The organism is Mesorhizobium sp. M8A.F.Ca.ET.165.01.1.1 (assembly GCF_004792065.1).
GTDB lineage: Bacteria > Pseudomonadota > Alphaproteobacteria > Rhizobiales > Rhizobiaceae > Mesorhizobium.
On record NZ_SRTH01000034.1, the window covers coordinates 1 to 10384 of the forward strand.

11 protein-coding genes are annotated in these 10384 nt (G+C 62.3%); all 11 read left to right on the top strand.

Annotated features, from left to right (window positions below):
- Positions 1-189: 189 nt before the first annotated feature.
- The 11 genes from EN808_RS34875 to EN808_RS34925 are packed head-to-tail and all read left to right on the top strand — an operon-like array spanning position 190 to position 10317.
- On the top strand, positions 190-480 hold the full coding sequence (locus tag EN808_RS34875; RefSeq protein ID WP_135918192.1) for a hypothetical protein: 291 nt from the start codon (positions 190-192) through the stop codon (positions 478-480).
- Positions 477-1598, top strand: coding sequence for a hypothetical protein (locus EN808_RS34880; protein ID WP_189524237.1), 1122 nt, complete (start codon positions 477-479; stop codon positions 1596-1598). The genes EN808_RS34875 and EN808_RS34880 overlap by 4 nt, the downstream gene beginning before the upstream one ends.
- Positions 1599-1603: 5 nt before the next feature.
- Complete coding sequence (locus EN808_RS34885) at positions 1604-2587, top strand: phage major capsid protein (RefSeq protein WP_135918193.1); 984 nt, start codon at positions 1604-1606, stop codon at positions 2585-2587.
- 12 nt (positions 2588-2599) lie between these two features.
- Positions 2600-3091: a hypothetical protein gene (locus tag EN808_RS34890; RefSeq protein WP_135918194.1), complete on the top strand. Its 492-nt coding sequence runs from the start codon at positions 2600-2602 to the stop codon at positions 3089-3091.
- A 56-nt stretch (positions 3092-3147) separates the two neighbouring features.
- On the top strand, positions 3148-3366 hold the full coding sequence (locus tag EN808_RS34895) for a hypothetical protein (RefSeq protein ID WP_135918195.1): 219 nt from the start codon (positions 3148-3150) through the stop codon (positions 3364-3366).
- A gap of 29 nt (positions 3367-3395) precedes the next feature.
- Positions 3396-4058 carry a hypothetical protein gene (locus EN808_RS34900; protein ID WP_135918196.1) on the top strand — a complete coding sequence of 221 codons (663 nt, stop codon included), beginning with the start codon at positions 3396-3398 and terminating at the stop codon, positions 4056-4058.
- Complete coding sequence (locus EN808_RS34905; RefSeq protein ID WP_135918197.1) at positions 4059-4763, top strand: hypothetical protein; 705 nt, start codon at positions 4059-4061, stop codon at positions 4761-4763.
- Positions 4760-6610: a hypothetical protein gene (locus EN808_RS34910; RefSeq protein WP_135918198.1), complete on the top strand. Its 1851-nt coding sequence runs from the start codon at positions 4760-4762 to the stop codon at positions 6608-6610. Before EN808_RS34905 ends, EN808_RS34910 begins: the two co-directional genes overlap by 4 nt.
- Positions 6607-7068 carry a GNAT family N-acetyltransferase gene (locus EN808_RS34915; RefSeq protein ID WP_135918199.1) on the top strand — a complete coding sequence of 154 codons (462 nt, stop codon included), beginning with the start codon at positions 6607-6609 and terminating at the stop codon, positions 7066-7068. The genes EN808_RS34910 and EN808_RS34915 overlap by 4 nt, the downstream gene beginning before the upstream one ends.
- Position 7069: 1 nt before the next feature.
- On the top strand, positions 7070-8062 hold the full coding sequence (locus EN808_RS34920) for a tail fiber domain-containing protein (protein WP_135918200.1): 993 nt from the start codon (positions 7070-7072) through the stop codon (positions 8060-8062).
- Positions 8059-10317: a phage tail tip lysozyme gene (locus EN808_RS34925; protein ID WP_135918201.1), complete on the top strand. Its 2259-nt coding sequence runs from the start codon at positions 8059-8061 to the stop codon at positions 10315-10317. The genes EN808_RS34920 and EN808_RS34925 overlap by 4 nt, the downstream gene beginning before the upstream one ends.
- Positions 10318-10384: the final 67 nt, after the last annotated feature.

Genomic DNA, 10384 nt, shown 5'->3' on the forward strand with positions numbered 1-10384 from the left:
CCATCGCCGCTGCCCGGCAAGGTCGGCGCACTCGACGCCAAACTAGGCCACATCATGATTGAGCGCGAAATCGCCTCGATGGCTGATGACGACGCAATTCAGCTTCTGCTCCTGGCTTAGTTTTCAAGCGGCTTAGAATTTCGCACTGACGCACGGCACCATCGCCTTGCCCTCAAATCGGGACAGGCAATGGCTCGCTTCGTTTTTCGCAATGGCATCTTTGTCGATCGGCAGACCGGTGTTCCGATGGAAAAGCCGTTCGCCGGTCAGATCGTCATGCCGCACGTCATCTCGGACATTCCCGACTATCGCTCGCCGGTAGACGGCGCGCTGATCGGGTCGCGCTCCCAGCGCCGCGACGATCTGAAGAAGCACAACTGCGTCGAGTACGAGCCCAGCCTGTCACCGACGAAGGGAAAATTTCGCAACCCCGAGTTCTGCAAGAAGCGGGGCCTTCAGGTGTCTGAGGAATTTCGATGAGCGCTGCAGTAGCAGAGAACCTGTCCAATAATGCCCCGCCTGCCGGCGCCATAGCCGACGCGGCGGCCAACAGCAATACGGTAGCGACAGTAGCCGATGACGCCGCGCTGGAGGCGATCTGGAACAAGAACGAACGCGACAACGGAGCGGATCGCGAGAACGGCAGGTTTGTCAGCGCCGACAGGTCCGAAGAGGCTGACGCGGTATCGCCGAAGGGCGGTGAAGGCGGGGAACCGGCCGGCGATGGTCTGACGCCTGGCGCCGGTTCGGTTCCCCTGCCTGACAACTGGAAGGGCCTTCAGGGTGCCGATGTTGTCAAGGGCGCATGGGAAAAGACACCAGCAGAAATCCGCGCCTTTGTCGCAGCGCGTGAGCAGGAGCTACAGGGCCGCCTGTCCGATCACGGCCGGCAGCTTTCGACCGTCAAGCCCATCCAGGAAGTCATCGATCGGCATTCTCACTACTTTGACCCACAGAAGGGCCGCAAGCTCGCCGATGGGACGGTGGTCACGCCGGCGAAGGCGATAGATTTCCTGTTCAACGCCCAGGCCAACCTCGACCGGGCACCGGTCGAATCCATCATGGCCATCATCGACAGCTACGGCGTGCGCGACAAAATCGCCGCAGCCTTCGGTCATTCCGTCCCACAGGGCGAAAACGAATTGCGGCAAGAAATCGCCGGGTTGAAGACCATGCTCGCATCGGTCCACAACCCCGCGAACATCGACGACCGCATAAACCAGAGGCTTCAGGAGCGCGACGGGATCACCGCCGCCAATGAAGAGCTGGGCCGCTTGTCAGCTGACAAGCCGCTCTACTCGGAAATTCCTGAAAAGCGGATGGTCAACTTCATCAACGATGCATGGGACCGGCTTGGAGCCACCGCCTCGAAAGAGGCCGTGTTCAACCTGGCCTATGACATGGCAGTGAACGCCGATCCCGATCTCCGCGCCAAAGCAGCCGCCGCTAAAGCGGCCGCTCCGAGGGACGCTGGAAAGGTCGATGCGGCCAAGCGCGCCAATTCCGTCAACGTCACATCAACAGCGTCGGGCAAGGCTCGGGTTCTCACCGAAGATGAAGAACTGGCCGCTGTCTTTGACCGCAATCAGAAAGGTTAAATCCGATGGCTGGTCCGTCGACCACCTTCACTGAAATGGTGTCCACCACTCTGCGCAACAGCGCGACGGAAGTGGCGGACAACGTTTCGAAGAACAACGCCTTCCTCAACCGTTTGAAGAAGAAGAACAAGATCCGCAACCTCGACGGCGGCACCGAAATTCAGGTGCAGCTTGAGTACGCGGAAAACAGCACCTACCAGCGTTACGCTGGTCTGGACACGCTGAACACCAACGGCTCGGACGTCGTCACCTCCGCGAAATTCGACTGGGCACAGGTCGCCCTGCATGTCGTGTCGAGCGGCAAGGAACTGCGTATGAACGCCGGCAAGTTCGCGATGATCAACCTGGTGAAGACCAAGAAGAACAACGCGCTCAAGACCGCCGCCAACAACTTCTCTGTCGATCTCTATTCGGATGGCTCGCTGTCCAACCAGATCGGCGGCTTGGCCAACATTCTCCAGTCCAACGGTCAGGGCATCGTCGGCGGCATCGACGCCGGCACGTGGACGTTTTGGCGCAACAAGTTCCGCGAGGCCACCGGCACCAACCTTGCCGCGTCGCCTTCGGCGGTCAACGCTGCGACCTTCAAGTCCGACATGAATGCGATGTGGCTCACGCTGAACCGTGGCGCCGACAAGCCGGACCTGATCACGTTCTCGCACGACTTCTATTCGCTCTACGAGACCGGCGAACAGCAGCTTCAGCGGTACATGGATGCCGACATGGCCCAATCGGGTTTCATCGGCCTCAAGTACAAAACCGCCGACGTGATTTTCGACGACAACACGAATTTCACGACGACGGCCGAGAAGGGCTATTTCCTCAACTCCGACTACCTCTACGTCGACCAGCACAAGGAGGCGCAGTGGACGCAGGACGACGAGAAGAAGCCCGTCAATCAGGATGCAGTGGTCATCCCGTTCTACTGGATGGGCAACCTCGTCTGCTCGAACCGGTCCCTACAGGGTACCCTGTTCGACGTGGCTTAAGGAGCGAAGAACATGACCTCTTTTGTCGGTATCGACGTCACCCAGACGTACAGCGCCGCGCAGCTCACCGGAGCGAACTCCGGCAAGGCTCCGAAGGTCGGCGACCTTTACGAATCGTATGACAGCAAGTCGTATCGCTTCGTGAAGTACAACCAGGGCGCTGGCGCGATTGCCGCCGTCGCCAACAACGTCGTGGGCTTCTACGCTCCCGGCGGCACCTCCACCGGCGTTTGGAATGAAGTCACGTCGGACGTTTCGGACACTGCCGCCAACGGCGCCGGTGTACTGGCAGGCGCGCCAGGCAATGGCGAGTATGGCTGGATCCAGGTCAAGGGGCCGGCCACGCTCAACACCGCTCTGGTGTCCGGCGCGTCCGGTCAGGCTCTTGCCCTGTCCGTCACGACCGATGGCACGCTGAAGGTTGCTGCCGCTGTCACCGAAACCGTCTGCGCCTACTGCATCCTGGCCTCGGCCAAGATCATCATGTGCGCATTCCCGCACTGATCATGACGGGCGGGGTCAAGAGCCTCGCCCGCATCCTCATTCCATGGAGAAAAACCATGCCCGACGAAATCGCATCGATCGACACGGCATCGTTGTCGCTTGAACCTGTCCCGGTCGTCCCGGAAGGCGATGCTTTTGCCCGCTTCCGTATGCATTGGCGCGGCGGTGAACACCGACTGGCGGCCGAACTGATCCGAGCCGGCGAGTTCGCCGAAGACGAGGTCGCGGCCTTGCTCGGCGAGTTCCCCGACCTTCTCGAAATTCTCAACAGCTAAGGGGCGCTGCCCCGCCAGGAGCGAACAAGATGGCCGAAAACGAAACCCCGATGATCCGGGTGATTGGCTTCAAGACCAGCTACGAAAAGCTGCCGGTCAAAGGCGACCCGGTGAATGAGAAATGCGACCTCAAAGGCTTCAAGCTCGATGCCAGCGGCCGGCGCATCCTCGATCTCCAGCCCGAGGATTGGGTGACATATTCGCCATCGCATTCGCCGCTCAACACGCGCACCACCGACCGCGTTCGCCACCTCATCCCCGACCCGTCGCTGATGGGCGAGGACCAGGACGGCGAAAAGCTGCGTTTCATGACGGCGCGCTGGATGCAGATCGAGCCGGCTTATGAGGCCTTCAAGAACGGGCGCGAAATCCCGATCAACGGCACCGCGCTTGCGGCTTGGTCCGGCGTCACGCCCGATCAGGCAGAAGTCCTGCGCGCGGCCGGCATTCGCACGGTCGAGGAAGTCCGCGACCTCACCGACGGCAACCTTGACCGGGTGCGCCTCCCGAACATGCGCGATCTGCGCAAGCAGGCCGGCCTGTTCCTTGCCAACTCGGACGCTGCCAAGGCCGCCGAGCGTGAAGCCGCGAAGGATGCGACGATTGCCGAGCTGGTCGAGCGCCAGGCGGCGATGGAAGCGATGATCGAGGAACTGACCAAGCCGAAGGGCAAGGCCAAGGAAGCCGCCTAAATGACCATTCTCGACGTGGTCAAGGGCGCAACGACAGTGCTTGGCATGGACGTGCCGACGCTGGTCTATGGCGCGACCGGTCGAGAGATGGTCGAGATGCAGGAACTGGCCAACGTCATGGCCCTGGAAATCGCCAGGGCTCATGACTGGCAAAAACTTCTGATCCCGATGACGTTTACCGGTGACGGCGTGGCTGATGCGTTTGACATGCCGTCTGACTATCGCCGCATGCAGAAGACATCGTCGCTGTGGTCGTCGCGTTGGCTGTGGGCCACCACACACCTGACCAGCACCGACGAATGGCTTGAGCTTCAGGTGACGCCGATCGCCACGGTAAACGGCTACTGGATCATCTTCGGCGACCAGTTCCATATTTGGCCCGTGATGGCGGCATCCGAAACGGTCAGGTTCTTCTATGTGTCGAACTTGCTTGTTGCGGCCGGCGACGCTTCGAAAAAGGCGCAGTTCAGCGAGGATACCGACAGCTTCCGACTTTCAGAGGATCTGCTGAAGAAGGCGATCATCTACCGTTGGAAAGAGAACAAGGGCTTGGCCTACGAGCAGGCGCTCGACGACTATCAGGACCAGCTTCTGCGCTGCATGGACGATGACGCCGGCTCCAAGCCGGTTGTCTCGGGCCGGGCGCCCTCCAGTTGGCGCGGCAAAGGCACCGCATGGCCTGGCACGGTCACAGGTGCAGCGTGAGGTACGAACGCTTTCCCGGCCGCCGCAAGGCCGTCCCAGCCCCCGCGCGGGCCGTGGCGCAGCCCTACACCTTTGGCGCGCCGGTCGGCGGCTGGGTCACCAACAAGAGCCTGGTGAAGTCCCAGCCGTTCACCGCGCAGACCCTTGAAAACTTCCTCCCGACCTCGACCGGCATCATCATGCGCGGCGGGTCGGTCAAGCGCGCGACAATTTCTGCCAACCCGGTGGAAAGCCTCATCACCTACAATGCCGGCGGCACCAAGAAGATTTGGGCCTGCGACATCAACTCCATCCGCGATGTTACCTCGCCGGCCGATCCGATCACGCCGCCGGCTGCTTCCGTGTCCGGCCAGACATCGGGGTACTATTCCTATGTGAATTTCACGACGTCGGGCGGCTCGTTCGTCGTCGCGGTCAACGGCACCGATTTTCTGCAGCTCTACAGCACCACGTTCGACTGGACGGCGGTCAATGGCCTGCCGACCTATCGGATGAATTTCGATGCGCAGACGGTCAACTTCATCACCGGCCAGGTCGTCACGGGTGGCACAAGCGGCGCGACCGCGACCGTGGTCAAGAACGTCGACAACGGTACTACCGGCTCGCTGATGATCCAGTCGATTACCGGCACGTTCGTCGACAACGAAACCATCACCGGAGCGGGCGGCGGATCGGCGCTGGCGAACATCCCCGGCGGCGTGGTCCAGGTCTCTGCTGCAATCACCGGCGTTGCGACTTCGGCCCTGTCTCATGTCTGGCTTTACCGGAATCGGCTGTTCTTCATCGAGGGCGGCACCATGCGCGCCCGCTACCTCAACGTTGACAGCGTCACCGGCGCGCTTGGCTCGCTCAACCTTTCCGGCATCTTCCAGCGCGGCGGCTCACTGCTGTTCGGCGCCACCTGGTCGCTCGATGCCGGCGATGGCATTGACGACAAGTGCGTGTTCGTCACTACGGAGGGCGAGGCCGCGATTTTCGAAGGCAGCAACCCTGCCGGCTCGACACAGGCCGAATGGAACCTTGTCGGCCGCTATGACCTCACGGCCCCGATGGGCAAGCGCGGCACGATGCGCGCGGGCGGCGATTTGATCGTGGCGACCAAGGAAGGCCTGGTTCCGATCTCGGCCGCCATCAACAAGGATGCAGCGGCCCTGTCGCTGGCTGCGGTCTCGCGCAACATCGAGCCGGATTGGAAGCGAGAGGCCGCAGCGCGCATCTCCCTGCCTTGGGAAATCATCAAATGGCCCGATATGAATTACGCCATCGTCTCGCTGCCGGTCACGGCGGCCGGGCAAGACGCATGGTCGTTCGTCGTCAACCTCGAAACCGGTGCATGGTGCAAGTTCGTCGGCTGGGCCACGCGCTGCCTCGAACTGCATGACAGCCGCCTGTTCTTCGGCACCAATGACGGCGTGGTCTTCGAAGCCGAGATCAACGGCAACGATAACGGCCTGCCGATCTACTACACCTATGTCGGCAACCCCGATCACATGAAGACGCTTGGCCGGTTGAAGACCGTGCACCAGGCGCGCCCGACGTTTCTCAGTTCAACGCCGTTCACGCCGAAAATCTCGTTTTCCGTCAACTACCGCGTCGAACTGCCGACGGCGCCCGATGCTGCCGACGGCGGCACTGCCGACCTGTGGGATTCGGGACTGTGGGACGTCGCGAAGTGGGACCAGGCTGCACCGGAGGCGACAGTCAGCGGCGGCCAGTGGATTTCGATCGGCAAGACCGGCTACGTGATGCAGCCGCAATTGCAAGTCACCGGCTTCCTCAACCAGCGGCCCGACGTCGAATACGTACAGCTCGACGCGACCTTTGAAAATGGCGGGGTGGTCGTATGAGCTACGCAATCGCTATCGAGAAATTCAGCGAGGCTTGGCCCGAGCTCGAGCCGCTTTGCCGGACCCACTATGGCGAGATGCAGGCGCGCATGGCGGCGGAGGGTATGCGGATCGGCGACTTCAAGCCGCGCGTGAACGTCTACGCCAGCGCACCGCATCTGCTCTGCTTCGTGGTCAGGACGGAAGGCGAGGCGATCGGCTACGCCTTTATCTGGTTCACCGAAGACATGCACAATTCCGAACTGATCGGGATGGAAGACACGATCTATATCCGCCCCGACCATAGGAACGGCATCGGCCGCCGCTTCACCAAGCATATCCTGGCCGAACTCAAAGCGCGCGGGTGTCAGCGAGCGCACGTCACCATCGCAACTGACCTTCGCGTCGCCAAGATGTGCGAGCGCGTCGGTTTCAAGCGGTCGGCAATCGCAATGACATATTTCCTGCAGGAGCCCTGAAATGTGCGCACCTTCCGCCCCGGAACCGCCGGATCCGAAAGAGACCTCGGCCGCGTCGACCTCGACGAACGTAGGCACCGCGATTGCCAATGCGAACCTTGGCAACGTCAATCAGGTCACGCCGAACGGCAACCTGAGCTATTCGCAATCCGGCTCCTACAAGTGGAATGACCCCTACACGGGCAAATCCTACGACATCCCGACCTACACCGCGACACAGACCCTGTCGGACGCCGGGCAAGCGATCCAGGGCCAGACGGACGCTGCCAAGCTGAACCTGAGCAAGCTGGCCAACTCGCAATCCGCCTTCCTGAACGACTTCCTTGCCAAGCCGGTCGACCTCTCGAACGACGCCACCGAAGCGAGGTTGATGGATCTCGGCATGAAGCGGCTTCAGCCCGCACTCGATGCGCGCCGGCAGGCCAATGAGGCAGACCTGATTAACCGCGGAATTCGCCCCGGCTCGGACAACTATGCGCAGGCGCAGAACATCGAGAACCAGGGCGAGAACGACGCCTATAACTCGCTACTGCTCTCCGGTCGCGGTCAGGCGGTGCAGGAAGCGCTGGCGCAGAACTCGGCACCGATCAACAACCTGACGGCGCTGCTGTCCGGCTCACAGGTCAGTCAGCCGAATTTCGTCAACGCGAACATGCCGACCATCCCGACCACGGACACCGCCGGGCTGATCAACACAAACTACAATCAGAAGCTCCAGGCGTGGCAGCAGGATCAGGCCAATTCCAGCGGCATCCTTGGCGGCCTCTTCGGTCTCGGCGCGAACCTGATCAAATATTCCGATCGCCGGCTGAAGCAGAACATTCGTCGGGTCGGCACCTTCGCGAACGGCCTCACGAAATACGCCTTCGAATACATCTGGGGCGGAGGCGAACAGGTCGGCGTCATGGCTGACGAGGTGCGGTCGTTCCGGCCGCATGCCGTCATCAACATTGGCGGCATCGACGCCGTCAACTACGGGGAGGCCTTGGCATGACCGTGCAGCCCTCGTTCATCTTCGGCGGCGATACCGGTGTGAAATCGCCGCAAGACCTGGCGCGCCTCCGGGCCATCGCGGATGCGCTCTCGCGACCGGCGGCCCCGCGCAATGTCGGCGAAGGCTTGAACGCCATTGGCGAAGCGCTCGGCTATCGCATCGCCAACAACCGGGCAACCCAGGCTGAAACCGACTGGCGCAAGGGCGGGGATGGTGTGTTCTCCGCACTGTTCGGCAGCGGTTCGCCGGCTGCTGCTGCATCTTCCTCGCCAGCGTCGGCGCCGGCTTCCAATGCCGTTGCAAGCGCTCTCGGCGGCGGCTCGATGGGTCCGGCGCCCGACCTGTCTAAGAATGACATCTACAACGGCTTTATGGACACGGTGAAAACGAAGATCACCAACCCCAATGGCCTTGCCGCCGTCGCATCGACGGCGAACGCCGAAAGCCGGTTCAACCCGAAGAACGCCTTCGGATCGTGGTCCGACCCGAGCGAAAGCGGTCAGGCAGGCACTGCTGGCGGCATCCTGTCGTGGCGCGGGCCTCGTTTCGAGGCAATGCGCGCTTACGCTGGCAACAACGGTGGCGATGGCGGCGCACCGTCGCCGCAGCTTCAGGCGCAATACTTCCTACAAGAGAACCCGGCGCTGATCGACGCGTTGAACGCGGCCAAATCGCCGGAGGATGCGCAACGCCTCATGAACAACGCCTGGAAATTCGCGGGCTATGACCGGCCGGGTGGAGAGGCCGCGCGCCGTATCGCTTCGGCCAACTCGTTTGCGCCTCGCTTCGCAAGCACTGATGCCGCGCCCGTCCAGGTCGCGAGCGTCGACCCGTCGGCCGGCGTCGCACAGGCCACAGGCGGCCAGCCAGCGCCGACGACCGCCGCACAGGCACTTGCCCGCACGCCGCAATCGGCGCGCGCTGCGGAGTTGCCTCCTGCCGTGTCTCGGCTGGCACCGTCGGCTCCTATCGCTCAGGCCGCGCCAGCAGCACCGGTTCAGGTGGCAGGCGGCCCGAGCGTCCAGCAGCTCATGCAGGCCTCACAGGATCCGCGCCTGTCCGAACAGCAGCGCGGCCTGGTCAACCTCATGCTCAAGCAGAAGCTGGACGAGGCGAGCCCTGCCACTCAGTTGGAACTCGAAAAGAACCGTCTCGACATGGAGAAGACTCGCATCGAGACCGAACGACTGCGCAACCCGCAGATGACGCCGGCCGAAAAGGCGAGGCTCGATTTCGACCAGCAGAAATTCGATGCCGATCAGAAAAAGCTGATCGAAGTCGGCGGCTCGCTGGTCGACCCGAACACGCATCAGGCCGTCTACACCGGCCAGCAGACGGATTGGGAGAAGCTGGACGACAACACGCTCTACAACAAGCGCACGGGGGAATCGAAGGCCATCGGCGGCGGCGGTCCCAACGCCGGCCAGTTCCGGTTCAAGGGCAATTCGGTTGAGGCACAGTCGCTCAATGGCCTTATGGATACCGGGGATCTGACCGAAGAGCAGGCCCAGCAGCTAGGCGCCGGCAAGACGATCACCGGCCCGAATGGCGAAATGCTCTTCTTGACGCCACAGGGCGTTTTTGGTCAGGCCGGCAAGGACGCTCCTGCCGTGCCGGTAGCGCCTCGCCCTGCGCCGCCCGTCGCCGCCGCTCCGCAACAGGCTCCCGCGCCACAGGCAACCCCGCCAGCCGCTGCTCCTGTTCCTGCGGTCCCGTCTGCTCCCGCGCCAACTCCGGCAGCGCCTGTGAGCCCGCGCGCGGAAAGCCCGGCACAGGGGCAGAACGCCGGCATCATGCCGCTGACAGGGCCGAAGACGAAGCCGCCGAATGAGCAGCAGCAGCGCGACAACAAGCTCTATTCAGTCGTTGCGCCGGAATTGGCCATTGTCGAGAAGAACTTTGATGCCTTGTCCAACACGAGGGATCAGGCTTTGTCCGCCATTCCGCATGGTTCCGACTATGGAGCGGACTATCTGAAATCAACCGACTACCAGCGGGCCTCGAACTCGCTGAAGACCATCATCGCCTCCTACCTCTACAGCGTGTCCGGTGCCACAGCGGCTCCCGCCGAAGTCGAGAACCAGGCCAGCATCCTCACGCCGAAGCCGGGTGAGGCCCAGGCATCGGTTGATGACAAGAAGGCGCGTGTCCGTGCGATGGTTGAAGCGATCAAGAACGGCGGTGGAACGGCGGCGCCTCCGTCCGGCAACGGTGGCACCACCAGCAACGGCCTCAATTGGAGCATCGAACCCTGATGGCAACGCTCAACATCCAGGGCCAAAAGGTCAAGGTCGACGACGCCTTTCTGTCGATGACGCCCGA